We start from the raw sequence: 23,989 nt of genomic DNA, 5'->3' as shown, positions 1-23,989 counted from the left end.
TTGGGATCTGAAAACAAAAAAGCCTCCATATTGGAGGCTCAGGCGCTACTTTTCGTTTCTTTTCTTACGCGCAAAAGCCCCTTAATTTAGGCGCTAAAGTAAAAAAAGAAACGGAAAAAAGCGATATTTAACATGAGTAATGTCTCTTCAAATATTAACTTATTGAATTTATATCATTAAGCCACAAATTTAGACAAAATAAAAGAGGGAGAAAACTCCCTCTTCCATTGACTTAATAATTAAGCCAGAGCACCTTTCGCTTTTTCAACTAAAGCAGCAAATGCTACTTTGTCGAATACAGCGATGTCAGCCAGAATCTTACGGTCGATTTCAATGGATGCTTTTTTCAGACCATTGATGAAACGGCTATAAGACATACCGTTCTGACGAGCTGCTGCGTTGATACGCGCAATCCACAGCTGACGGAACTGACGTTTTTTCTGACGACGGTCACGGTACGCATATTGACCAGCTTTGATAACAGCCTGGAAAGCTACACGATATACGCGTGAACGTGCACCGTAATAACCTTTAGCTTGCTTTAAAATCTTCTTGTGACGAGCACGGGCAACAACGCCGCGTTTAGCACGAGCCATATTAAACTCCTAATGTCTATATTCTGTTAAAAAAATGATACTTATGCGTATGGTAAGCAAGCTACGACCAGACCTAAATCTCCTTTAGAGACCATGCCTTTTGGACGTAAATGACGTTTACGCTTAGTTGATTTTTTAGTCAGAATGTGACGGAGGTTAGCATGTTTACGCTTAAAGCCACCACCAGCAGTTTTTTTAAAGCGCTTAGCTGCGCCGCGTACTGTTTTAATCTTTGGCATTTCTATAATCCACTTCGCATTGTTGATAACATAAAATAATGAGGCGAATAGCAATCAGCCATTAAGGCTGACGCTATTACTTGAATTGCCCGACTATTTCTTCTTCGGCGCTAACACCATGATCATCTGACGCCCTTCAATCTTATTAGGGAAAGATTCAACAGCAGCCAGTTCATCCAAATCTTCACGGATACGGTTAAGCATTTCCATACCGATTTGTTGGTGTGCCATTTCACGACCACGAAAACGTAGCGTGACTTTAGCTTTATCGCCATCTTCAAGAAAACGAATCAGGTTGCGTAGTTTGACCTGATAGTCGCCTTCATCTGTACCAGGACGGAATTTAACTTCCTTGACCTGAATAACTTTTTGTTTCTTTTTCTGTTCTTTGAGAGTCTTACTTTTCTCATAGAGGAATTTGCCGTAGTCCATAATACGACAAACCGGCGGCTCGGCATTAGGACTAATTTCAACTAAATCAGCACCTGCTTCCTCGGCTTTCTCAAGAGCCTCTTTCAGACTAACAACTCCAATCTGTTCGCCATCCAAACCTGTTAAACGAACTTCATGAGCGCGAATCTCACCATTGATGCGATTCTGACGCGTTGATTGAATTCTTTTTCCGCCTTTAATACCTTATTCCTCCAACTGATGAAGACTTCTGCTTCTAATTTCTTGCAGAAGCTTTTCTTTAAATTCGTTAACGTCAATACTGCCAAGGTCTTTTCCTCGACGAGTACGAACCGCCACTTTGCCTGATTCAACTTCTTTATCACCACAGACAAGCATGTACGGAACACGACGTAAAGTATGTTCACGAATTTTAAAGCCAATCTTCTCATTTCTCAAGTCTGCTTTTGCACGAATTCCGGCATCTTGCAATTCTTTGACGAGTTTTTGTACATAATCAGCCTGTCCATCCGTGATATTCATCACGACAACCTGCTGTGGTGCTAACCAAGTTGGGAAGAATCCTGCGTACTCTTCTGTCAGAATACCAATAAAACGTTCTAAGGATCCTAGCACTGCTCGGTGAAGCATAACAGGTACTTTACGCTCATTGTTTTCAGCGACATAAGACGCGCCTAAACGACCTGGTAGTGAGAAGTCTAATTGTACTGTACCACACTGCCATGCACGATCTAAACAATCGTAAAGTGTAAATTCAATTTTAGGGCCGTAAAACGCCCCTTCACCCGGTTGATATTCAAATTCAATATTATTATCAGACAAGGCTTTTGCTAAGTCTGCTTCCGCAACATCCCATAATGCATCTTCACCGATACGTTTTTCTGGGCGAGTAGACAGCTTAACAACGATTTTTTCAAATCCGAAAGTAGAATATACATCATAAATCAATTTGATGCAGTCATTTACTTCACTTAAAATTTGTTCTTCAGTACAGAAGATATGCGCATCATCTTGTGTAAAGCCACGAACACGCATTAAACCATGTAATGCACCTGACGGTTCATTACGGTGACAACTACCGAATTCAGCCATACGTAATGGTAAATCACGGTAAGAACGTAAACCTTGTTTAAAGATTTGTACGTGACCAGGACAGTTCATTGGTTTAATACAATATTCACGGTTTTCCGAAGAAGTTGTGAACATGTTTTCTTTGTAGTTTTCCCAGTGACCTGTTTTTTCCCAAAGAACACGATCCATCATAAATGGACCTTTTACTTCTTGGTAATCATATTCTTTTAATTTACAACGTACAAATGTTTCTAACTCACGGAAAATTGTCCAACCATCATTATGCCAGAAAGCCATACCTGGTGCTTCTTCTTGCATATGATATAAATCAAGCTGTTTACCAATTTTACGATGGTCACGTTTTGCAGCTTCTTCTAAGCGATTTAAGTAGGCTTTTAGCTGTTTTTTATCAGCCCAAGCTGTACCATAAATGCGTTGTAGCATTTTATTATCGCTATTACCGCGCCAATATGCACCTGCGATTTTCTGTAACTTAAAGTTATGGCAGAAACGCATGTTTGGAACATGTGGTCCACGGCACATATCAACATATTCTTGATGATGATAAAGACCTGGTTGTGAATCTTGACTAATATTTTCATCAAGAATAGCAACTTTATAATCTTCACCACGAGAAACAAATGTTTCACGAGCCTCAGCCCAGCTTACGCGTTTTTTAATAACATCGTAATCTGTTTTCGCCAACTCTAGCATGCGTTTTTCTAGAGTTTCTAAATCTTCCTGCGTGAGAGAATGGTCTAAATCTACATCGTAGTAGAAACCATTTTCGATAACAGGACCAATCGCCATTTTGGTTTGTGGCCATAATTGTTTAATGGCATGCCCTAATAAGTGAGCACAAGAGTGACGAATAATTTCAAGACCTTCATCATCTTTTGCTGTAATAATCGCTAGATTTGAATCATGTTCGATTAACTCACAGGCATCTACCAGTTCACCATTAACACGGCCTGCAATACATGCTTTTGCAAGTCCAGGACCGATATCTGCAGCGACATCCATGACAGAAACTGCATTTTCAAATTGACGTTGGCTTCCGTCAGGAAGAGTAATAATTGGCATTTAAAATCCTTATTTACAGTGGTGACCCATACGCAAGATCACATGCAAACATCATTTTTCTTTAAAATTTAATACGTTAGTAGCATCTACTTGCTTCACACTGCAAGTTATGTACACCATTGTGTACACATTTAGCAAAAGTACCTCAAAATGTGTTGGCGAACTACTCTAACTCGGACGCGATAGTATCATAGTGAAAAAAAATTATATATCGTTAGTTGCATCAGCATCTTAATTCCACACCCTGCTATACTCTCCAAAAACTAACCGGATCTGCTATGAACCTCGCAAACCTAACTCAAGAAGAAAAAGACAAAGTTAATGTCGATTTAGCCGCAAGTGGTGTCGCATATAAAGAACGCCTCAATATGCCAGTTGTCGCGTCCGAAGTTGAACGGCAACAACCAGCACATATGAGCGAGTACTTTAATGAACGATTAGCATTTTATCGTGAGAGAAGTAAGAAGTTGCCTGATGGGAACTCGGTGCAGTATTTGAAGACAGAGTGATTCTAAGATATATGGATAAATGATAATATTTATAGATTGAAATTTAATTACAAATTAATTATGAGACTTTATTATGAGAAAGGGAACTATACACTCAATTCAATATGTGAGGGGAATAGCGGCACTATTCGTGGTATTATTCCACTTCAGGTACATACTGAACGGGGTTTATTCTCAACAAGATTTAGGTAATCTGCTATTTAGGTGGGGAGAAATAGGAGTTGATGCTTTTTTCATCATTAGCGGATTTATTATTTGTTATGCTACTGAGAATGACAGGTCTAAGCTTTCATTCGTAATAAAAAGAATCTTTAGAATATATCCTGTTTATTTATTTTTCCTTGCTATTTTTATATTACTACTTTTTCTATCTGGAAAAAATATATCTATCCAAAATGTTATAAATGGAATGCTTATATATCCACAAAAATATAGCGATGGAGCACCTTTCTATGGATATTCATTTTTAGTGGTTGCGTGGAGCCTGTTCTATGAAATAGCATTTTATTTTATTTTCATGATTTCTATGTTTTTTTCACATAAATATAGAGTATACGTTTGCTCATTCATAATATTTATGTCAACAATTTCACTACAATTATATTTTAATGGTGAATTTGTATTAGGAGCTAAGGGGGGGATAAATAAGGAAAATCTAGGTGTAATAAATATTTTATCCTCATCAATGATGTTAATATTTATAGTCGGCATGTTGATGTATGATTTTATTAAAAATTACGGTGAGTTTATTTCAAATAAGATTAATTGAACGTTAATATTATTATTATCATCAACGCTATTTATCTATTGCTATTTGACTGGATTCAACTCCTGGCATGGAGTTGATAGATCTGTGGTGTTTATAGCTCCTTTAATAATTTCATTGATTCTGTTCGAGATTAAAAACAAAAATAAAAATAACATAAAATGGATATCATTTCTTGGTGATATATCATACTCATTATATTTATGTCATTTAATCGTTGTATTATTTTATAATAATTTTGGAGGAAGTTTCTTTTCCGCATCAAGCGGGTTAAGTAGATTTTTCATACTGGTAACAACATCTATTTTTATATCATATTTTTCATATAAATATATTGAAAAACCGTCTGCTATTATTTGTAGAAAATTATTGAAATATTAAAGAAAAAATAAATTAACTAGGGGTGATTACAACCCCTGTTAATAATTTTATTATTTTGGGCTATAAGCTATAGAACCATCAGCATTAATCCATTTATCTGTTGGTAAAGAACCTGCTGCGTAAACATTTACTGATCGCTCCTTATCCCACCTCGCAATACCTTCTTTTTTATTTTTAGTGTTTGTTTTACTATTCAAATTATTAAATTCATAAGAGTGATTGACTGTATTGTTTTCAACACCGAAGTTTCCACCAATGCCAAACATAATAGTATTAATTCCTAAGTCATTAGCAATATCTTCGCTTAAGATACTAGATGGATATTTAACAGGATTTATTATAACATTACATGTATCATCAGTTCTTAAAATAACCCCGATATTTTTATTTGTCACCCCTGTAATATTAATTCCAGATGCTGTAACTACTGAGTAACTATCTATATGTAATACGGTATTCCCGTTGGTATTAATCATCCAAGTTAAATTTAACCCAGTAATATCCACAGAACTTTCAGATATTCTAAATAACATTTGATTGCCTGACTTTGATGTTAATTTTTCACACCCCCATTCTATTATTGAGATGCCTTGACATCCCTTAATAAAATATCCAATAACCTCACTTTTATTCCCTTCTGTATAACATGATGTAAATGAGGAATATGCCATTCCTTCAATTACAAACCCTAAAACATAATCAGTATAACCACACCTACTAAAAATATTAGATGTCCCTGTTCCGTATTCAGCACTTCTCTTTCTACCTCTTATTGAATATGCCCCAGCCTTGCTTTCTGTATTTGTTCTTGCAGTAAATATCAATCTATCAAATTCATTTGAATATACATCTTTAAGTTCATGGCCAATATTATTGCCAACAAAACGACACGCCTTAATTTCCGAGTCTGTTAAATATGGAGTATATAAACCATAGTCAGTATGAAACCCTGATGCAGTCACAAAATCAATACCTTCAATATTTATAGATCGAGGAAAATTATCTTTATCGTGAACAATCCCTAATTGGAAAGATTGTAATGAATACCATGTGCTAAAATTTCCCATAGAACTATGAGGCACTTCTTCTTCAGTATATAACTCTGTTCCCACAAATATTTGAACACCATACTTTCCAGATGCTCTGAAGGATGTCCATTCACGAACAAGCATACCTTTGGATGTATAATAACTTCGATTTTCAAATCTAACATTAACCCTGTAAGGCGATCTAGTTTTTTGAATTTTCATTATAAGTAACCAGAAAGGCGACAAATCATGCTTAACTGATGGGTTAGTGTTATCGTACGGAAGTGCGCCAAGTTGTTCTATAGTGATACCATTAGCTAAGTTTTCAACAAGTGTATACTTATATCCGTATTTATCACTAATAGCGAAATCTCCGAGATCAATGGGTAATTTATTTGGCTCTACAATTTCACTTGTTTTTATCCAAGATGATTTACCAAACCCAACTTGGTGGAAACCTAATACGTCAACAGTAGATCCAACTGTAATATTACCTTCACTTTGTAATTCACTAATAGTTTTGAATGTTTTCGTTATAAATCCTATGTTATCTAAAAATCTTCTCTCAAACTGATCAGGATCATACTTCAATACATTAGGTGTATAACGTGTTTTATCTAAAGCCTCGTCCTCGTAAGTTAGTCTATGCCATTACTTTTGAAACTCTCGCGATTTTATTAAGCACTGTTTTACTTGCAATATTAAGCCAAAGCCAATCGCATAATTCACTGCCCGTCGCAATTGCTGTGTCTGTTATTGCCCTAATTTGGAATTATATCTTTAATTCTTTCTTTGAATTTTTTGAGCTAAAACTAAAAATAGAAAAACGTACAATTATTATACGCCTTATCCATGCTATTAGCTTTGAATTAGGTTTGTTTTTCTTTACGATCCCACTCTATATGTGGTGGTATAACGTTGTTTTTATAAAAGCTATAAGTATGGAAATCACCATTTTGGTGTTCTTTTTTATCTATACCTATTTGTTTACGCTAATTTTCGATAAATTATGTCCTCGAATTTACTCAGCCGAAAATGAAGCAACGCAATAATTAGGTTTCCCTATATTCTGAAGGACTTTTATTAAAGTATTGGCGGAATACCTGGCTAAATGCGGAATGAGAATCATAACCTACCACTAAAGCAATATTCTCAATATTTGTGGATGTATATTTCAATAACTCAGCGGCTTTATTAAGTCGCTGTTTAGTCACATATTGCATAATAGACATACCCAGCTCAGATTTCATTTTTCGTTGTAACGTACTTGCTGAAGTATTAAATGCTAATGCAATATCATGTGTTGTGAGTGGCATATGTAACTTATTTGCTAACCACGCATCAAGATTATCACGCCAATCTTTTTGTATTTCCATTTGAGCAAGTAAAAGTCGTGTTATTGTTGAATATTGCTCGGGAGGCTGGGGATATTGATGCAACCACTCTAATAACCCTATAGCAGCAGGTGACAAAGCGAATTGCCCCCCCTTTTCACTCAATTGCCATTGTGAAGTTACGGGCAATTCTAAGATAAGATTTTTATTATCTTTATTGCCAGAAAAAGCATGATTAATAGTTGGAGGGATAATTAAGCAATTTTGATTAGAAATAAGAAAATCTTCTCGATTAAAGTTAACCTCCATCGAGCCAGACAACCCAAAAATAATCTGCCATAAATTATCATGCTGATGAGATACAGTCTCTTGTGTATAACATCGTAAATGTAATTGAGGTAATAACAAAAGACACTCCTCCTTTTCAATTCACTGGTTGATAAACACTATATCAAAACTCAACCGAACATCACTATCGAAGAGTATCTTGTTAGAAAATTATTATGTTAAAAAAACTTAAGCCAAACGTGAACCGTTAGGTAAAGGTAAATTAAATTCAGCTAATACAATCGCACCGGTTTCATCTGGTGCTCCGGTAATTAGCACTTCGGATTTAATGCCAGCTATACGCTTAACAGGGAAATTACAAACACATAAAATACGGCGTCCAACAAGTTCTTCAGGTGTGTAATTTACCGTAATTTGGGCACTAGACCGTTTAATACCCAACTCACCTAAATCTACCTCCATAACATAAGCAGGTTTATTCGCTTTTTTATTAATTTCGGCACTAATAATTGTTCCTACACGCATTTCTACACGGAGAAAATCATCCCATTCAATTACATTTATCATTTTTTACCAATCTATTTTATTTACAGTGATATCTTGATTACTGAGTTATAGATTAACATGCATCATGCAACCTCACCTGTAGCAAGACAATCATTCTCTGTTGAGAAAGAATCATCCTATTCTATTTTTTCACTATTTAAATTATTAATAATTTTCCGTATTTTTAACCATTATTTAAATAGTCGTACCATTTCATAAATTTGTTATGTATAAAAAGTATTCTTAATGGTGAGTCTTTTCATGCTAAAGCGGGAAAATATGAAATGAAAAAAATAACAGACTGGGTAACTCTTGAAGGAAAGCTCGTACGCTTAGTACCACTTAGTATGGATCACTATTCAGACTTATATGAGTTAATTAAGAAAGATAAACCCGATGAACTTTGGTTTACGACTGTTCCTTCAGTAACAGAATTGAAACGTGATATCGAACATAAGCTTCAATTACAACAAAAAGGATTAATGTTGCCCTTCACCATTTATTCTCAAGCAAATAACCGTATTGTAGGTATAACAACATTTATGAATATTGATAACCAAACACCAAGGTTAGAAATAGGCTCAACGTGGTATGCAAAAGAAGTACAAAGAACAGGAATTAACACTGAAGCTAAATACCTATTACTTAAATATGCGCTAGAAGAGTTGCAGTGTATTGCGGTTGAATTTCGTACTCACATATTAAACCAAACAAGCCGCAAAGCAATTGAACGCCTAGGTGCAAAACTTGATGGTATTTTACGCAATCATCGACTAACTACAGGCGGTCAAAAAAGGGATACATGTGTTTATAGTATTACTGATTATGACTGGCACTCAGTAAAAATACATTTAGAGTGGTTAATGAAGAAATACCAATAAACATTAAGATTATTATGCTTAAAAATAACTTTTTTGCTGTTTAATTTGTTATCATAATTGCTCCTTAATTACCTGTTATTATAGGAGCTTTTATATTCCATGCACTCTGCTTACCAGTTTTTTCAGGCTATAGGCCTTGGTCTTATTTTACTTTTACCTTTAACTAATCCATTAACGACTGTTGCTCTCTGGCTTGGTCTTTCAGGAAATATGACCAAAGAACAGCGTAATCAACAATCTTTAATGGCATGTGTCTATATTTTCCTTATTATGACCATCGCGTTTTATGCGGGTCGCGTCATAATGACAACGTTTGGTATTTCGATACCCGGTCTTCGTATTGCTGGTGGGATGATAGTGGCTTTTATTGGCTTTAGTATGTTATTTCCTAATACACCTAATGTTGATGATCCTATTGCCGACGATAATAATCCTCACCACAACCCCAAAGAACCCAATATTGCCTTTGTTCCTTTAGCAATGCCAAGTACTGCAGGGCCAGGAACTATTGCAATGATAATCAGTACCGCAGCATCAATTCCTTCGCGTACTGATATTGCGCAATGGGTATTATATGTTGCCCCTGTAACGACCTTCTTTTTAATTAGCGTGATTGTTTGGCTGTCACTGCGTGGCTCCACCAGTATTATGAAATATTTAGGTCACAGTGGTATTGATGCTATTTCTCGTGTAATGGGATTTTTATTAATCTGTATGGGTGTTCAATTTATGATTAACGGTGTTCTTGAAATTATTGCAGATTTGCCTGCTTTATTAAAACAGGCTCAGGCTGTAGCTAATTTACCCGATTAATTATCCCCTGCATGGTAAGCAGCTCTTACTTTAGCTAAATAACGTGGTGCTTGAGTTGCCGGATGATTCTTTTCAACATAACGATAAAAATCGTCCGCACTCATTGAATTAATTTTAGCTATTGCATTGTCTCTATCTTTATCAAATGTTCTCAATAAAGCGCCGGCGCCATTGACATAAGCAAGAATGGTGGCGTAATAAAGTGTTTCAGGATCAGAAATACCAACAAGGTGGCGCTCTCTTAATAGTTGAAGATAAGCAGTGCCTAAATCAATATTAATAGCAGGATCTTTCAATTGAGCTGTTGTTGGTTGTCCCGTTTTTCCTCTATTTTGATAAACATCTCTTCCTGCTGTTGATGCTTTAATTTGCATTAATCCAACTGCATTTGATTTACTAATTACCTCTGGCCTAAAATTAGATTCGACTTGGATAATGGCTTTAATTAATGTTTCATCAACATTATAACGGCTAGAGGCTTGTTGTATGTGATTATCAAAAGGGGTCGCTTTCCATTGTGCAGTGGATATTGAAGCATTATTAACACGGCTATTTACCGGCTTTTGGCTTAAAAATCGAGATGTGTCTTTTTGAATTGGTTGACGAGCATTATCAGCACAACCAGCAAGAAGCAAAATTGCCAAAGAAAAGATGATTTTTACTTTCACGTTTTATCCTTTTGCATAAAGGGTTGTACAAAGACATATTTATATATCAATAGGTTGAAGATATATTATTCTACTTCCACACAAAAGTGCGTGTTAAAATATGGCAAAACGCGAGAAATAAATCAATCTATTACTATTTCTAGCGTGTGCGTTTTATCTCAAATTTATCCTATATCCTGTTTTCCCCCAGAAATCACTCAATCAAAATCGAGCCAAGCATAATAGGTTTTTATTACATATTCTAAAATAAATCATATGAATTAATTACAATAAGAAGGGGGTTTATGGGAACTATAAAAATGGTAGAAGTATAACAAACGTTGGTTTTTGAGGAAAAGTGAGCTTTTATTAGTAATAAAAATAATCTCTTGCACAAATAGTTACGAACGATTGTTAATTTTTGTGACAAAACCCGACAATCTACTTAACATTTATTGGAATACATGTTGTTATCTTATTTCTAGTCGTTATCAAATGAAGCTTTTTGCACAGAGATAACTTGACTTTTTTGAAATGATATTGATAATCATTATCAATTGAGAAGATGACTCTGCAACTATAAGGCAATAATAATATGGATATATTTCGTTCTGTAAACAAAATTTCACTTACAGCTTTATGCCTTATGGCAACTGTATTTTTAACCACACCTACACAAGCAAAAGATAAACTTAAAGTCGTTACTACCTTTACTATTATTCAAGATATCGCACAAAATGTCGCTGGAGATGCAGCGATCGTTGAATCAATTACAAAACCTGGCGCTGAAATTCATGATTATCAGCCTACCCCAAAAGATATTGTAAAAGCTCAAAAAGCTGATTTGATCTTATGGAATGGTTTAAACCTTGAACGCTGGTTCGAGCGTTTTTTTAATGAGTTACGTAATGTTCCTGCGGTCGTCGTAACAGAAGGCATCACGCCAATGGCAATTAGTGAGGGTGCTTACAAAAATAATCCGAATCCACACGCATGGATGTCACCAAATAACGCATTAATTTATATTGAAAATATTCGTAAAGCACTTGTTGAACACGATCCTGATAATGCAGCAATTTATAATCAAAATGCAGCAAATTACGCAGAAAAAATTAAACAACTTGATGCACCATTAAGAGAAAGATTGTCTCGTATACCACAAGAAGATCGTTGGTTAGTGACCAGTGAAGGTGCCTTCAGTTATTTAACTAATGATTATGGCTTTAAAGAAGTTTATTTATGGCCAATTAATGCAGAAGAACAAGGCACACCACAACAAGTTAAATATGTCATTGATACAGTAAGAAAACACAATATCCCTGTTGTCTTTAGTGAGAGTACAATTTCAGATAAACCGGCTAAACAAGTCAGCAAAGAAACTGGTGCAAAATATGGCGGTGTTCTTTACGTTGATTCACTTTCCGCTGAAGGCGGTGAAGTTCCTACTTATATTGATTTAATTACTATCACTGTGGATACAATTGCGAAAGGATTTGGTCAATGAGTAAAATAGAAACGAATCCAACGTTGACAGTTGATAACGCCACTGTCACCTATAACAATGGTCATACCGCCATCTTTGATGCGAGCTTCTCTATCACAGGGGGCACAATTTGTGCCCTCGTCGGCATCAATGGTAGTGGTAAATCCACTCTATTTAAAACCATCATGGGCCTAGTAAAGCCCTCTAAAGGTAAAGTGACATTAAACGATAACCCTATTCAACAAGCATTAAAGCAAAACATGATTGCTTATGTACCACAAACAGAAGAAGTTGACTGGAATTTTCCTGTCCTCGTTTCTGATGTTGTAATGATGGGACGTTATGGAAAAATGGGTTTTTTTCGTATCCCATCAAAACATGATCATGAGGTTGTTGAAGCATCGCTAGAGCGTGTGGGGTTATCTGGATTAGGTCATCGTCAAATTGGTGAGCTTTCTGGTGGTCAGAAGAAACGTGTTTTCTTGGCGCGAGCAATGGCTCAAGAAGGCACTGTTTTATTACTTGATGAACCCTTTACTGGTGTCGATGTTAAAACCGAAAATGCCATTATCGAACTTTTACGTAATTTACGTGAAGAAGGTCATCTCGTTTTAGTTTCAACACATAACTTAGGAAGTGTGCCTGAATTTTGTGACCACGTTATTTTAATAAACAGAACGGTATTAGATAGTGGACCAACTGAAACAACCTTTACCCAAAAGAACTTAGAACACGCATTTGGTGGTGTATTGCGTCATATCAGCTTGTCGGGTTCTGATCTTCACGATGACGATGATCCACGCTCACTTACTGTCATTACTGATGATGAACGCGCGGCCGTTTTTTATGGTCATCAAAAAGAACATACTCCAGCGCACCAAAGTCAGCGCAAACAAGGAGATTAGCCATGCTAGATTTACTCCTACAGCCTTTTGAATATAACTATATGGTGAAAGCTATTTGGGTTAGTGCTTTAGTAGGCGCTGTCTGTGCGTTTCTTTCATCCTATCTTATTTTGAAAGGTTGGTCTTTAATGGGAGATGCCCTTTCCCACTCCGTTGTTCCTGGTGTTGCGGGGGCTTATATATTAGGTTTACCTTATGCGGTCGGTGCTTTTTTTACGGGTTTGCTCGCAGCATTATCAATGACATTTATTCGCCATATCACACGCCTTCGTGAAGATGCCGTTATTGGCTTTATTTTCTCTACTTTTTTTGCCTTTGGTCTGTTGCTGGTTTCGCTTAAACCGACAGCCGTCAACGTTCAGACCATCATCCTCGGGAATATTCTAGGTATTGCAGATGAAGATGTATGGCAAGTTGTTATTATTACAGGTGTCTCTTTTCTCGTCTTATTTTGTATCTGGAAAGACTTGCTGGTCGTTTTCTTTGATGAAATCCATGCCAGATCTATTGGTCTATCACCTTTAAAATTAAAAATTATCTTTTTTACTTTATTAAGTGCTTGCACCGTTGCTGCACTTCAAACTGTTGGTGCCATTCTGGTCATTGCAATGGTTGTAACACCTGGCGCAACAGCTTATCTACTCACCGATCAATTTAAACGACTTGCTATTATTGCTATCTGCATTGGTACAATAACCAGTGCTGTAGGTGCCTATCTTAGCTATTTCTTTAATGGTGCAACGGGTGGCGTCATTGTCACAATGCAAACTGCACTTTTTTTATTGGCATTCTTATTTGCGCCTAAACACGGCATGTTAGCTGCACGTCGCCGTGCTCGCCAAAGCTCACAACAGTTAATCTCACAATCTCATCAGCACCAAGAAGTCCCAAAACAAGACGAGGTGAAACTATGAATGAGCTAATTGAATTTTTCATTGAACCATTTCAATATCCCTTTATGCAACGGGCTATTATTGCCGCTATCATTATCGGGATCGCCTGCGCTATTTTATCTTGTTATATGGTTTTAAAAGGCTGGTCTTTAATGGGAGATGCTATCTCTCACGCAGTGTTACCCGGTGTAGTACTTGCTTATGTCACTGCAATTCCATTAACGGTAGGCGCCTTTCTTTCTGGCTTGTTTTGTTCGTTTGCCACTGGCTATTTAAAAGAGCACAGTCGTATTAAAGAAGATACTGTGATGGGAATTGTATTCTCAGGTATGTTTGCCGTAGGCTTGGTTATTTTTGCTAGTGTCGATACAGACCAACATTTAATGCATATTCTATTTGGTAATATTTTGGGTATAACGCCAGATGTATTAACTCAAATTAGTATTATTTGTTTAATTACCATCACTATCATGCTAGTTAAGCAAAAAGACTTTATGCTTTATTGTTTCGATCCTAATCAAGCAAGGATCGTCGGTTTACCTGTTACCTTATTGCACTATGGCTTACTGTCTATTTTGGCATTAACTATCGTTGCTTCAATGCAGGCCGTCGGGATTATTTTAGTTGTCGCCATGCTTATTTCTCCGGGGATCACTGCGTATTTATTAACACGTAGTTTCTCTCGTATGATAATGCTAGCTATTATATTTTCTGTCGCATCCAGTGTGATTGGTACATTTATTAGTTTCCATATTGATGGTGCAACAGGTCCATGTATTGTGCTAACTCAAGCTATATTCTTTATTATTGCGTTATTCTGTAATCAGATTAAATTAGCAAAAATAAAGCGACAAACAAAACCCGCGAATGCCTGATAATCTCCTTTATCTTCGCAAAAACGGGATAATCATCCCGTTTTTTAGCTTTATACTTTATTGATTTAATTAAAGTGTTATTGTCATAAGATAAACATCGCTCGTTATTATTTTATTTGGGTCTACTAAGTAAACAACTTTGCGAGGTGTAAGTATGTGGCAGAATATAGGTCGTTTACTGGAATCAAACTTAGGATTTTCAGCAAAGATAAACGAAAAAACTCACCTTTCTAGTGGCGATATTCACCATACATGGAAAATTTATTATGGTGATACCCCCGTCTTTGTAAAATCCAACTTACGTGAGTTTCTGCCTAATTTTAAAAATGAAGCAGAACAACTTGAAATGTTGGCAAAAAGCCAAACAATTCGTACTCCTCGCGTTCTTGGCATTGGTAATAGTAAAGATGCCAGCTTCTTACTCCTCGAGTTCTTACCGGTTCAACCTTTTACACCTCACAGTGCTTATTGCTTTGGTCAACAATTAGCAAGACTACATCAATGGGAAGATCAACCTAGTTATGGTTTTGATTTTGATACTCAAATCGATACAACTCCCCAGCTAAATGGCTGGGAAAAACGCTGGAACCACTTTTATTCTGAAAAACGTATTGGCTTTCAACTGCAACTGGCATCAGAAAAAGGGATGGTCTTTGGTGCTATCGATGAGATCACCCAAATTATTCATCATCGTCTAGCTGATCATAACCCACAACCGTCTTTGCTTCATGGCAACTTATGGCCTAAAAACTGCGCTGCAATTGGTCAATCTGAAGGTACAGTTTTTGATCCTGCTTGTTATTGGGGAGATAGAGAATGTGATATAGCGATGCTACCACTTTGTACTGCAGTACCCGCTAATATTTTTGATGGTTATCAGAGTGTCTGGCCATTATCTGAAAAATTTTTATTACGTCAGCCCATCTATCAACTCTATTTTTTCCTCAACCGTTGTAATCTATTTGGTGGTGAAAAAGATTACCTAGAAGCCCGAAAAATTATTGATGATTTATTAGCCACCCCCTGATTAAAGATAAAAAACAGTTTAAAACAGGTAATAAGCTAAAAATATAACCTCGCCAGCTCACATTGTGCGAGGTTTATTTTCCCTTCAGTTAGATAAATGAACTATCCTCGTTCATTGTAAAGGGTTATTACCACCCTAAAAATTTCAGCAAGAAATACCCAATTGCCATAACAATAATGGGGGATAGATAAAGCACCATAATTTGAGTGAAAATAGTATGTCGTGGTAATTTGATATTCTGTTGTAACTCTTCCGCTGTGATACCACTCTTCATCGCTCGTTCAATAATAAGCTGATCTTGTATATTTTCTTTTAAATACTTAACTTGACGATAAATTCGTAATCCCGATGCACTAAACGCCAATCCAACAAACATAAAAAGAAAAATAACAAAAAAAGTGATATTTTCCTGACTCAATCCCATTTGTGTATTGGGGATAGGTGAATTTCGCCAAAAGAAGCCTAAAAATGGTGTATTAAATTGTACCATTTCCGCTAACACACGAAAAAAATCATTGATCACGGCATTTACACCATCACCACTTGGACGTTGGATTGCAGCCAATCCTATCAACGACACTGTTGTAGAAATAAAGGCAGGAATAAAAATAAGCCAGCCAAGAACGCGCTTTGAAATGGCATATAATCCTGCATATTGATAACTCATCACATCCTCACTAGTAGAATTCGTCAATATTTATCTGTTTATCGTAGTCTAATTAACGGCTAATACGACAATATATTAATAGTAGCCATTCTCTCTATTTATTTTACTAAATAAATAAGAAACTGATTAAAAAGATTTTCTTTGTAACTCTTGCTACAATCGCCATTCGACAACATAGACCTTATTTATGGAGAGTAACATGTCTTTTAAATTCCCTATTGAAGCTGCTATTTTTGATATGGATGGTTTATTAATCGACTCTGAACCATTTTGGCAGCAAGCAGAACATGAGGTCTTTGCTGAATTAGGCGTCGATTTATCCCTTTCATCGGCAATGCCCGATATGGTTGGATTAAGAATAAACGAAGTCATTGATTTATGGTATAAAGCCTCACCATGGCAAGGCGTTTCAAAACAAGAAGCAAAACAAAAAATGGTTTCTCGTGTTGTCAAATTGGTTGAAGAAACCAAGCCACTATTACCTGGTGTCGAACATGCTCTAGATCTTTGTAAATCATCAGGATTGAAAATTGCATTAGCATCAGCTTCTCCTGATTTTATGCTTGAGCGTGTGCTTGAGTTGTTTAATATTCGTCATTATTTCTCAGCTGTCGTGTCTGCTGATGAATTACCGCACAGTAAGCCTCATCCAGAAGTTTATCTAAATGCAGCTAAAGCACTTAATCTTGATCCTATCCACTGTGTTTCATTAGAGGATTCTCGTAATGGCATGATTGCCTGTAAAGGTGCAAGAATGCGCTCTATCGTTGTACCAGCAGCAACACAATTTAATGATAAGCAATGGGGTTTAGCTGATGTGAAAATTGCCTCTCTTAATGAGTTAACACAACTACATTTATTAGGTTAGTTTCCATCTCAATAAAAGGGATATTTTGCTTTATTAGATATCCCTTTTGTTCTGCTTCTAACACTTTATTCATTAATGCTACTTTTTTTACTCTTAGCATTTTCTCACTCATTTATCTTACTACCACTAGCTCCCATTCTATCTTTTAGGTTTTTATCCTAAATTCGATCATTTTTAAACCAATCAAATAAAATATTTCTGTTATTGCTTAATATTTAAGACAATTTTTATCTTTTTTGTCTGTTAGTTATCATCAAAACCTTTTATACTTTATCACTGTATAAATGAACAGCAAACGAACAGACTTGGAATGACCGCAGAAGGACATTTACTTTTTTCTGTTGCAACACTTGTGTTAGCACAGAAACTTGAAATAACGCCAGCTCTTGCTCATGGTGATTGGTTTCACATGATCCCTGCTGTCTTATTAGGCTCACTTTTACCAGACTTAGATCATCCAGGCTCTATACTTGGACGATTGTTCCGTATTATTTCTCTGCCCTTATCAAAACTTTGTGGTCACCGAGGTTTCACTCATAGCCTACTCGCATTTTGTGGTTTAGCCATTTTATGGGAAACCCAAGTTTCACCACGCTGGGAAATTTCAGCAGATATTTTTCATGCACTTTTACTTGGTTATCTTAGCCATCTCATTGCCGATATGTTAACCCCAGCAGGGGTTCCTTTCCTATGGCCTTTACAAATGCGCTTTGCGCTACCTATTTTAGGTAAAAAAAACAATAAAAAAGGGGAACGTTTTATCTCCGTTCTTATTCTTGTAGGCGCACTTTTCTTACCTCCACACCTTACTGTTACATTGCCTTCGCAAGTCAATAATTGGTTACAGATGTACCACGACAAGCGCACTAATTTTTAACACCCCCTGACAAAACCCTACGTTTCTCTATTTATTTATAAATTCTTACATCTTTTTATGCCTATTTTCTTGTCTTTATAACCAAACGATTATATAAAAGAATAATTAATTATAAAAAGTTATTAACAATCCTGTTACCCTATAACGAGTTGATGCTGTTATATCCTTTCTTACTATCTAAGAACTCATATCGCATACAATCGTCGAAATTATATAAATAAAAATCTCGTTGGAGAGTTAAGATGAATTTTCCGTTAATCATTAACGTACTCGTCTTTGTTGTGTTATTACTCGTCTTGGCTAAATTAAGTCAACGTCAGTGGAGCCTTTCAAAGAAAGTTCTTGTTGGTTTAGTTTTTGGTGTTGCTTTTGGATTAGCGCTACACGCATTCTATGACTCACACGATCCTATTATTAAAGAATCTATTCTTTGGTTTAATATTGTGGGTAATGGTTATGTTCAGCTATTACAGATGATCATTATGCCATTAGTATTTGCCTCTATTCTTAGTGCCGTTGCTCGTTTGCATCAAGCATCATCATTAGGAAAAATCAGTGGGTTAACTATTGGTACTTTATTATTTACCACCGCCATTTCTGCATTAATTGGTATTGTGATCGCCAATTTATTTGGTTTAACCGCAGAAGGCTTAGTACAAGGCGAACAAGAAGCACAACGCTTAATTGCGCTTGAGCAAAATTACATGGGTAAGGTTTCTGACTTAACCATGCCTCAGCTTATTTTGTCATTTATTCCTAAAAATCCATTTGCTGACTTAACAGGTGCAAGCTCAACATCGATTATTAGCGTTGTTATCTTTGCTACATTCTTAGGTATGGCTGCGCTGAAATTACTCAAAGAAGACCAGCCTCGCGGCGAAAAAGTCTTAGTTGCGATTGATTGCTTACAATCATGGATCATGAAGCTAGTTCGTATCGTTATGATGTTAACCCCTTATGGTGTTATGGCGCTGATGACTAAAGTTGTAGCCAGCTCAAATATGCACGACATCATTCAATTAGGAAGCTTTGTTGTTGCCTCTTATGTTGCTATTGGCTTAATGTTTGTGGTTCATGGATTACTTGTTAGTTTTACAGGCTTAAACCCAGTTAAATTCTTCAAAAAAGCGGGTCCATTATTAGCATTTGCATTTACTAGCCGTTCAAGTGCAGCAAGTATCCCGTTAAATATTGAAACACAAATCAAACGTGTAGGTGTGCCAGAATCTATCGCGAGTTTCTCATCATCTTTTGGTACAACGATTGGCCAAAATGGTTGTGCCGGTATCTATCCTGCAATGCTCGCTGTTATGGTTGCACCAACCGTGGGTATTAACCCCTTAGATCCAATGTGGATAGCCACTTTAGTTGCTATCGTAACCGTCAGCTCTGCGGGTGTTGCGGGTGTTGGTGGTGGTGCCACATTTGCAGCTCTTATCGTTCTGCCTGCAATGGGTTTACCTGTGACATTAGTTGCCCTATTAATCTCTGTAGAACCATTAATTGATATGGGACGTACCGCATTAAACGTCAGTGGCTCAATGACTGCTGGTACAATCACCAGCCAAATCATGGGACAAACGGATAAGGCGGTCTTCAATCAAGATGAAGAAACAGAACTTACAGTAAAATAAACTTTATCTACCTCTATTGAGAGAGCCAGTTCATTTGAACTGGCTTTTTTTTATATCTATATTAAGTTACATATCTTCTATCTATGCCATTCACCAATATCAATAAAAAACCTATAAATATAACAAGGTAAAATCGTGCAAAAAATTATGCGAGTTTTGCGAAAACTCTATAAGTATGAAAACAGCCAATATGATCCTGAACGCCAAGTTTCTCTTTATCATCTTGATGTTCTTTCCGAAAAGGAAAAAAACATATTATTAGCATCCAATTGGCAACCTAATATTATTGAAAAATTTGCGGATCATTCAGATATTATTAATCAATTACATAGTTTAAAAAACAATCCGTTACTCACTCAAAAACGTTGTTTAGATGCATTTGTGGCTGGTGTTGGTGGTAGCTATCTTAGAGGACGCTCTGTTTTAGGCGCTTTCCATAAATTACAAAATTTGCCACTACATAATTATGACGAAAAACCTCAATATGCCTGTTGTTGGATTTGTAGTGATAGCAACCACCAAAAGTATATTAATGATAGTTATTTTCAATATTGCCTCTATTACGGTAATTCTTATACTGGCAATCCCTCTTATGCTTATCTGAATTTAAAGCACTTGCTAACAATTCCTCCCGTTAGTCCAACGCAGGCAGACAAAGAGACCTTTAAGCAATTACTTCATTTATTACGTAACGCCCATGAAGATGAAACTCCGGGTAAGTTTGAAAAACGGTTAAATGAAGCTAAATTAATTTCTGGTGATAAATACACCAAGCGAGGTATCTTGCACTCACTTGCTTTAGTGGGTGTTATTCCCAACGCCTTTATTTCATTATCTTTAAATAGCTGGGCCAATTTCGGTGATATTACCATTGCAGAAAATCTGCTTAATAACACCAAAGGACGTTCTGATATGGAAATGCCGTGGGCCGGATGGAAAGGTAATCTCAAGATTGATGAAGAAAAAGCCATGGCTTATTTTGGGGAATACTTAGATTAAATATCAATATTTTCCATAAAAAACGCCCAATACTGATCATATTGAGCGTTTAAACATTGGCGTTAATTTATAGCCTTTAATATTTTTATTTTAGATACTCACCATTGCGTAGTGCTTCAATACGCTTGTCTAATGGTGGGTGAGATAAAAATAATTCACTAAATGACTTATTACGGCCATTAATGCAGAAAGCCATCATACTGCTCTCTTCTTGTGGCTCATAACTCGTTTTTAAACGTTGTAATGCTGCAATCATCTTCTCGCGACCAACAAGTTTTGCCGATCCCGCATCTGCATGGAATTCACGGTAACGAGAGAACCACATGGTAATAATGCTTGCCAGAATACCAAATACAATTTCCAGTACCATTGAAACACCCATATAAACCCATGGGTTACCATTGCTATTTTCACTCTCTTCATCACTCGAAATAAAGTTAGCAACGAATTGTGCAATGATACGCGAAATAAAGATAACGAAGGTATTCACAACCCCCTGAAGCAAGGTCATGGTTATCATATCACCATTAGCAACGTGGCTAATTTCGTGAGCAATAACCGCTTCTGCCTCATCACGACTCATATTGGCTAACAATCCTGTACTTACAGCCACCAGCGAAGCGTCACGACGAGCGCCTGTCGCAAAAGCATTAATATCAGGTGCATCATAAATAGCCACTTGTGGCATTTTAATACCGACTTGTTCAGATTGGCGTCTTACCGTATCTAATAACCAACGCTCTACTTCTGAAGTTGGGTTTTCGATAACTTGACCACCCACTGAACGTAATGCCATCCATTTTGACATTAACAGTGAAATAAATGCACCACCAAAACCAAACAAACCCGCCATGATCATCAAACCTTGAACACTGCGACCTTGTATACCGGTTAAAGATAAGATGATCCCAAAAACAAACATTACAGCTAAGTTTGTTAAAAGGAATAACGCAATTCTCATCATATTGATACTGTTCCTATTTTATCTAATTATCACATTGCAAAAACTATCTTATAAATAAGGCTTTTTTGAATTTTATCAAGTCTTTTAACGTATTTAATACTAAAAACAGTATAACTTTACATTTTGATAAAAAAATAGGGTTTAATTACCTACTTATTGGGCATTATTTAAAACTGAAAAGAGATGGGTGTTCTAAAATAGGCGGGACAACTTTTCGTATTATTTAGCTAAAGGGATAAGCTCAAGAGAAGGCTTTATAACCTTATATCTATCAATAATAAGCTCATCATAAAAAGTGAAATAGATTAGTATATAAATGGGGCACTATTATCGTCGAGCTAACTGTCGTTATGCTCTTTGTGCACGACTTGTAAATAATACAAATCGTGCACATGAAACAAGCAATAGCGTAATTAACGCTATAAACTAATTACATTTTAAAACGATATGTAGTTGTCATTGAGCCTGATAATGAATGTGCTCGTTGTGAATGACCATCATATAATTTTGGTGTGGTGTAATCGTTTTCTTGCTGGTGGTGCCAACCGATACCACCACTTAAAGAAACAGAAAGATTTTTTGTTGGTTTCCAATAGCTAAATAAACCAAACTGCCCTTGTTTTAATCTTTCACCTGAATAACTGAATTCACTATAGTTAGTACGTGCACCAATTGACAGCTCTTTACTAATTCTGTACTCGGCTTCCAATGCCCCCATAACCTCACCATCACGTACATAGTCAATATCAGCGTAAGCTGGTGAGTTAAAGCGTCCACGAGTATTACCTATTGGGTTACGTGCAAATTGACCAACACCATTTGCTTTCTCAGCATCGGTATAAGTCACACCTGTACGCAATGTCCATGGTGACTCAGGAATGCGCCATTCCATCGTACCTGCAAAGTGCCATGCATCATTATCAAAGTTACGCTTACCTTTATTAGCATCACTTAATGTACGCTTACCTTCACTACCATAATCGTGATAATAAACAACACCACCAACAGTCACGTCTGAGGTTAGTTTATATTTTGCTTCTAAGCCTTGTTGACGGAACACATCATCCGCCTGACCATAGAAATAAAATACTTTTAACGGTTTAGAGTTATAGTTAATTCCACCAGTTAACACATGATCGATATTGTGTCTAACACCATTACCATCACTGAAATACATTCTGTCGATATTTGGGCTATCACGACGCATTACTTTACCATCAAGAAACAGTAAATCTAAGCTCCAATCACCCATTGCAGTGTTGGTAGCATAACCATTATAACTGTTTAATGATAAGCGCTGTGAGTTAGTAAAAATACCCGTATTTTTCAGCGTAAACCAACCTGCTTTACCGTTAATTAAAACAGGATCTAAATCAAATTTAACTTTTGCGAAACGTTGACCAATTTTGTTATAGCCTTTTGCATCACCATCATCATTATATAAAATTGCACGAGAGGCGAAGTCTTTACTTGCACCTAATTTGATACCACCATAATAAGAGACATCAAATCCGAGAATGCCACCTAAATAACCAGATCTGAAATCCGCTTGGAAGTTTTGTCCCCAAGCATTTGCAACTTGTTTTCTATAGCGTTGCTCTTCTTTATCAAAACGGTTCTCAGTCTTTAAGTATTTCCACATATTAATAGTAGAAAGTTCTAACTCAGAATCTGAGATCAATGAGTTTTCTTTAATTGAGTCTTCCCAATTTCCAGCATTCGCAGCACTCACAGCCAAAAAACAAGGGGATAACATAAGCAACGCAATTCTTTTTACTTTCATTTTAATAAAACCTGGTTAATAAATATTTTTAATTAATTTATATTGACTTATATTCCATAAGTTCAACAAAGTACCATTTTTATATTTAGCTAAAAAGTTACCCTTGTTTAAATTATTGTTGCATTAATTTTAAACACTAAGTCATTTTTTGGCATAAAAAATTCAATATGACTATTTTGTCACATTGGTATTTACTTATTTTCTCTTAACAGAAGTTTTTTAAACAAACTATAGTTTATTGGACGTTTAGATATTATCCCTTACGTAGAAAGCCTGAGTTTGAAAATATAATATTTAAATCACTAACTGCTGCTCTAATAACGTATTCTCAATGCATCAACAATGATAATTCACTATTTAGACAATAATTTTTAGCTACTGTGATGGCGAGCCAAAGTGACACAAAAAGTTCATAAACTGT

24 protein-coding genes, 1 pseudogene and 1 other annotated feature are annotated in these 23,989 nt (G+C 36.2%); of the genes and pseudogenes, 14 read left to right on the top strand and 11 right to left on the bottom strand.

All coding sequences use genetic code 11. The features are described 5' to 3' along the window. Positions 1 to 12 precede the first annotated feature (12 nt). Positions 13 to 135, bottom strand: a sequence feature (Phe leader region). 104 nt (positions 136 to 239) lie between these two features. The 4 genes from rplT to thrS all read right to left on the bottom strand — a co-directional run bounded on the left by rplT (position 240) and on the right by thrS (position 3,400). After that, the gene (rplT, locus tag GTH24_RS07975; RefSeq protein ID WP_036937406.1) at positions 240 to 596 is read right to left on the bottom strand and encodes a 50S ribosomal protein L20; all 357 of its coding nucleotides are present in this window, start codon (positions 594 to 596) and stop codon (positions 240 to 242) included. Between the two features lie 41 nt (positions 597 to 637). Next, positions 638 to 835, bottom strand: a complete 198-nt coding sequence (gene rpmI, locus GTH24_RS07970) for a 50S ribosomal protein L35 (protein WP_004263702.1) — start codon at positions 833 to 835, stop codon at positions 638 to 640. Between the two features lie 93 nt (positions 836 to 928). Next, positions 929 to 1,468 (bottom strand): translation initiation factor IF-3, encoded by a 540-nt coding sequence (infC, locus tag GTH24_RS07965; protein ID WP_036937410.1) that lies wholly within the window; start codon positions 1,466 to 1,468, stop codon positions 929 to 931. Positions 1,469 to 1,471: 3 nt separating this feature from the next. Further along, the gene (gene thrS / locus GTH24_RS07960) at positions 1,472 to 3,400 is read right to left on the bottom strand and encodes a threonine--tRNA ligase (RefSeq protein WP_072070370.1); all 1,929 of its coding nucleotides are present in this window, start codon (positions 3,398 to 3,400) and stop codon (positions 1,472 to 1,474) included. A 278-nt stretch (positions 3,401 to 3,678) separates the two neighbouring features. Here thrS and GTH24_RS07955 point away from each other — a divergent pair, with 278 nt between their 5' ends. Both GTH24_RS07955 and GTH24_RS22150 read left to right on the top strand, forming a co-directional pair. Continuing rightward, a complete protein-coding gene (locus GTH24_RS07955; RefSeq protein WP_164526206.1) occupies positions 3,679 to 3,909 on the top strand; it encodes a DNA polymerase III subunit theta in 231 nt (76 codons plus the stop codon). Between the two features lie 73 nt (positions 3,910 to 3,982). Beyond that, positions 3,983 to 5,056, top strand: a pseudogene (locus tag GTH24_RS22150) (acyltransferase family protein). Between the two features lie 50 nt (positions 5,057 to 5,106). Here the strand turns inward: GTH24_RS22150 and GTH24_RS07940 are convergent. Continuing rightward, positions 5,107 to 6,675, bottom strand: coding sequence for a hypothetical protein (locus tag GTH24_RS07940; RefSeq protein WP_164526203.1), 1,569 nt, complete (start codon positions 6,673 to 6,675; stop codon positions 5,107 to 5,109). A gap of 17 nt (positions 6,676 to 6,692) precedes the next feature. Between GTH24_RS07940 and GTH24_RS07935 the strand changes: the two genes are divergently transcribed. Continuing rightward, positions 6,693 to 7,136: a PACE efflux transporter gene (locus GTH24_RS07935; protein ID WP_164526202.1), complete on the top strand. Its 444-nt coding sequence runs from the start codon at positions 6,693 to 6,695 to the stop codon at positions 7,134 to 7,136. On the opposite strand, the gene GTH24_RS07930 is transcribed toward GTH24_RS07935, so the two are convergent. Next, complete coding sequence (locus GTH24_RS07930; protein ID WP_164526201.1) at positions 7,137 to 7,826, bottom strand: AraC family transcriptional regulator; 690 nt, start codon at positions 7,824 to 7,826, stop codon at positions 7,137 to 7,139. 108 nt (positions 7,827 to 7,934) lie between these two features. Continuing rightward, entirely contained in the window at positions 7,935 to 8,273 is a 339-nt protein-coding gene (locus tag GTH24_RS07925; protein WP_181879807.1) for a tRNA-binding protein, read from the bottom strand. Positions 8,274 to 8,536: 263 nt separating this feature from the next. Between GTH24_RS07925 and GTH24_RS07920 the strand changes: the two genes are divergently transcribed. Together GTH24_RS07920 and GTH24_RS07915 are read left to right on the top strand one after the other, a co-directional pair. Continuing rightward, entirely contained in the window at positions 8,537 to 9,133 is a 597-nt protein-coding gene (locus tag GTH24_RS07920) for a GNAT family N-acetyltransferase (protein WP_164526200.1), read from the top strand. A gap of 99 nt (positions 9,134 to 9,232) precedes the next feature. After that, on the top strand, positions 9,233 to 9,946 hold the full coding sequence (locus GTH24_RS07915) for a MarC family NAAT transporter (RefSeq protein ID WP_164526199.1): 714 nt from the start codon (positions 9,233 to 9,235) through the stop codon (positions 9,944 to 9,946). Here the strand turns inward: GTH24_RS07915 and GTH24_RS07910 are convergent. Continuing rightward, the gene (locus GTH24_RS07910) at positions 9,943 to 10,614 is read right to left on the bottom strand and encodes a transglycosylase SLT domain-containing protein (RefSeq protein WP_164526198.1); all 672 of its coding nucleotides are present in this window, start codon (positions 10,612 to 10,614) and stop codon (positions 9,943 to 9,945) included. The two genes, GTH24_RS07915 and GTH24_RS07910, sit on opposite strands and share 4 nt — an antisense overlap. A 625-nt stretch (positions 10,615 to 11,239) precedes the next feature. On the opposite strand from GTH24_RS07910, the gene GTH24_RS07905 reads away from it, so the two are divergent. The 5 genes from GTH24_RS07905 to GTH24_RS07885 all read left to right on the top strand — a co-directional run bounded on the left by GTH24_RS07905 (position 11,240) and on the right by GTH24_RS07885 (position 15,776). Continuing rightward, on the top strand, positions 11,240 to 12,097 hold the full coding sequence (locus GTH24_RS07905; protein WP_231619387.1) for a metal ABC transporter substrate-binding protein: 858 nt from the start codon (positions 11,240 to 11,242) through the stop codon (positions 12,095 to 12,097). After that, positions 12,094 to 12,981 carry a manganese/iron ABC transporter ATP-binding protein gene (locus tag GTH24_RS07900; protein ID WP_072070382.1) on the top strand — a complete coding sequence of 296 codons (888 nt, stop codon included), beginning with the start codon at positions 12,094 to 12,096 and terminating at the stop codon, positions 12,979 to 12,981. The genes GTH24_RS07905 and GTH24_RS07900 overlap by 4 nt, the downstream gene beginning before the upstream one ends. 2 nt (positions 12,982 to 12,983) lie before the next feature. Further along, positions 12,984 to 13,895 (top strand): metal ABC transporter permease, encoded by a 912-nt coding sequence (locus GTH24_RS07895; protein ID WP_115349619.1) that lies wholly within the window; start codon positions 12,984 to 12,986, stop codon positions 13,893 to 13,895. Beyond that, positions 13,892 to 14,749 (top strand): metal ABC transporter permease, encoded by an 858-nt coding sequence (locus tag GTH24_RS07890; protein WP_036937443.1) that lies wholly within the window; start codon positions 13,892 to 13,894, stop codon positions 14,747 to 14,749. The genes GTH24_RS07895 and GTH24_RS07890 overlap by 4 nt, the downstream gene beginning before the upstream one ends. Before the next feature lie 154 nt (positions 14,750 to 14,903). Next, complete coding sequence (locus GTH24_RS07885) at positions 14,904 to 15,776, top strand: fructosamine kinase family protein (RefSeq protein ID WP_072070391.1); 873 nt, start codon at positions 14,904 to 14,906, stop codon at positions 15,774 to 15,776. A gap of 127 nt (positions 15,777 to 15,903) precedes the next feature. On the opposite strand, the gene GTH24_RS07880 is transcribed toward GTH24_RS07885, so the two are convergent. Then, positions 15,904 to 16,443 carry a YniB family protein gene (locus tag GTH24_RS07880; RefSeq protein WP_115349618.1) on the bottom strand — a complete coding sequence of 180 codons (540 nt, stop codon included), beginning with the start codon at positions 16,441 to 16,443 and terminating at the stop codon, positions 15,904 to 15,906. 199 nt (positions 16,444 to 16,642) lie between these two features. On the opposite strand from GTH24_RS07880, the gene hxpB reads away from it, so the two are divergent. The 4 genes from hxpB to GTH24_RS07860 all read left to right on the top strand — a co-directional run bounded on the left by hxpB (position 16,643) and on the right by GTH24_RS07860 (position 20,821). Further along, a complete protein-coding gene (hxpB, locus tag GTH24_RS07875; RefSeq protein ID WP_072070393.1) occupies positions 16,643 to 17,311 on the top strand; it encodes a hexitol phosphatase HxpB in 669 nt (222 codons plus the stop codon). A gap of 310 nt (positions 17,312 to 17,621) precedes the next feature. Beyond that, positions 17,622 to 18,188, top strand: coding sequence for a metal-dependent hydrolase (locus tag GTH24_RS07870; protein WP_164526196.1), 567 nt, complete (start codon positions 17,622 to 17,624; stop codon positions 18,186 to 18,188). 242 nt (positions 18,189 to 18,430) lie between these two features. Continuing rightward, a complete protein-coding gene (locus GTH24_RS07865) occupies positions 18,431 to 19,822 on the top strand; it encodes an L-cystine transporter (RefSeq protein WP_072070396.1) in 1,392 nt (463 codons plus the stop codon). A 135-nt stretch (positions 19,823 to 19,957) separates the two neighbouring features. Next, entirely contained in the window at positions 19,958 to 20,821 is an 864-nt protein-coding gene (locus tag GTH24_RS07860; protein ID WP_241254053.1) for a hypothetical protein, read from the top strand. Between the two features lie 85 nt (positions 20,822 to 20,906). Here the strand turns inward: GTH24_RS07860 and htpX are convergent, their stop codons facing one another. Together htpX and GTH24_RS07850 are read right to left on the bottom strand one after the other, a co-directional pair. Continuing rightward, on the bottom strand, positions 20,907 to 21,785 hold the full coding sequence (gene htpX / locus GTH24_RS07855; RefSeq protein ID WP_072070398.1) for a protease HtpX: 879 nt from the start codon (positions 21,783 to 21,785) through the stop codon (positions 20,907 to 20,909). Between the two features lie 430 nt (positions 21,786 to 22,215). Beyond that, the gene (locus GTH24_RS07850; protein ID WP_164526195.1) at positions 22,216 to 23,568 is read right to left on the bottom strand and encodes an OprD family outer membrane porin; all 1,353 of its coding nucleotides are present in this window, start codon (positions 23,566 to 23,568) and stop codon (positions 22,216 to 22,218) included. Between the last annotated feature and the right edge of the window lie 421 nt (positions 23,569 to 23,989).

The sequence above is a fragment of the Proteus vulgaris genome (assembly GCF_011045815.1).
Taxonomy (GTDB): Bacteria; Pseudomonadota; Gammaproteobacteria; order Enterobacterales; family Enterobacteriaceae; genus Proteus; species Proteus vulgaris_B.
Note: the sequence above shows the minus strand (reverse complement) of the source record. Positions and strands in the feature narration are given on the sequence as shown.

What these genes read in the sequence shown, in the direction of transcription:
- rplT (WP_036937406.1), bottom strand. Translation starts at nt 596, where the DNA reads ATGGCTCGTGCTAAACGCGGCGTTGTTGCCCGTGCTCGTCACAAGAAG.
- GTH24_RS07900 (WP_072070382.1), top strand. Translation starts at nt 12,094, where the DNA reads ATGAGTAAAATAGAAACGAATCCAACGTTGACAGTTGATAACGCCACT.
- htpX (WP_072070398.1), bottom strand. Translation starts at nt 21,785, where the DNA reads ATGATGAGAATTGCGTTATTCCTTTTAACAAACTTAGCTGTAATGTTT.
- GTH24_RS07865 (WP_072070396.1), top strand. Translation starts at nt 18,431, where the DNA reads ATGAATTTTCCGTTAATCATTAACGTACTCGTCTTTGTTGTGTTATTA.
- GTH24_RS07915 (WP_164526199.1), top strand. Translation starts at nt 9,233, where the DNA reads ATGCACTCTGCTTACCAGTTTTTTCAGGCTATAGGCCTTGGTCTTATT.
- hxpB (WP_072070393.1), top strand. Translation starts at nt 16,643, where the DNA reads ATGTCTTTTAAATTCCCTATTGAAGCTGCTATTTTTGATATGGATGGT.
- GTH24_RS07905 (WP_231619387.1), top strand. Translation starts at nt 11,240, where the DNA reads ATGGCAACTGTATTTTTAACCACACCTACACAAGCAAAAGATAAACTT.
- rpmI (WP_004263702.1), bottom strand. Translation starts at nt 835, where the DNA reads ATGCCAAAGATTAAAACAGTACGCGGCGCAGCTAAGCGCTTTAAAAAA.
- GTH24_RS07880 (WP_115349618.1), bottom strand. Translation starts at nt 16,443, where the DNA reads ATGAGTTATCAATATGCAGGATTATATGCCATTTCAAAGCGCGTTCTT.
- GTH24_RS07870 (WP_164526196.1), top strand. Translation starts at nt 17,622, where the DNA reads ATGACCGCAGAAGGACATTTACTTTTTTCTGTTGCAACACTTGTGTTA.
- GTH24_RS07925 (WP_181879807.1), bottom strand. Translation starts at nt 8,273, where the DNA reads ATGATAAATGTAATTGAATGGGATGATTTTCTCCGTGTAGAAATGCGT.
- GTH24_RS07885 (WP_072070391.1), top strand. Translation starts at nt 14,904, where the DNA reads ATGTGGCAGAATATAGGTCGTTTACTGGAATCAAACTTAGGATTTTCA.
- GTH24_RS07850 (WP_164526195.1), bottom strand. Translation starts at nt 23,568, where the DNA reads ATGAAAGTAAAAAGAATTGCGTTGCTTATGTTATCCCCTTGTTTTTTG.
- thrS (WP_072070370.1), bottom strand. Translation starts at nt 3,400, where the DNA reads ATGCCAATTATTACTCTTCCTGACGGAAGCCAACGTCAATTTGAAAAT.
- GTH24_RS07920 (WP_164526200.1), top strand. Translation starts at nt 8,537, where the DNA reads ATGAAAAAAATAACAGACTGGGTAACTCTTGAAGGAAAGCTCGTACGC.
- GTH24_RS07895 (WP_115349619.1), top strand. Translation starts at nt 12,984, where the DNA reads ATGCTAGATTTACTCCTACAGCCTTTTGAATATAACTATATGGTGAAA.
- GTH24_RS07890 (WP_036937443.1), top strand. Translation starts at nt 13,892, where the DNA reads ATGAATGAGCTAATTGAATTTTTCATTGAACCATTTCAATATCCCTTT.
- GTH24_RS07955 (WP_164526206.1), top strand. Translation starts at nt 3,679, where the DNA reads ATGAACCTCGCAAACCTAACTCAAGAAGAAAAAGACAAAGTTAATGTC.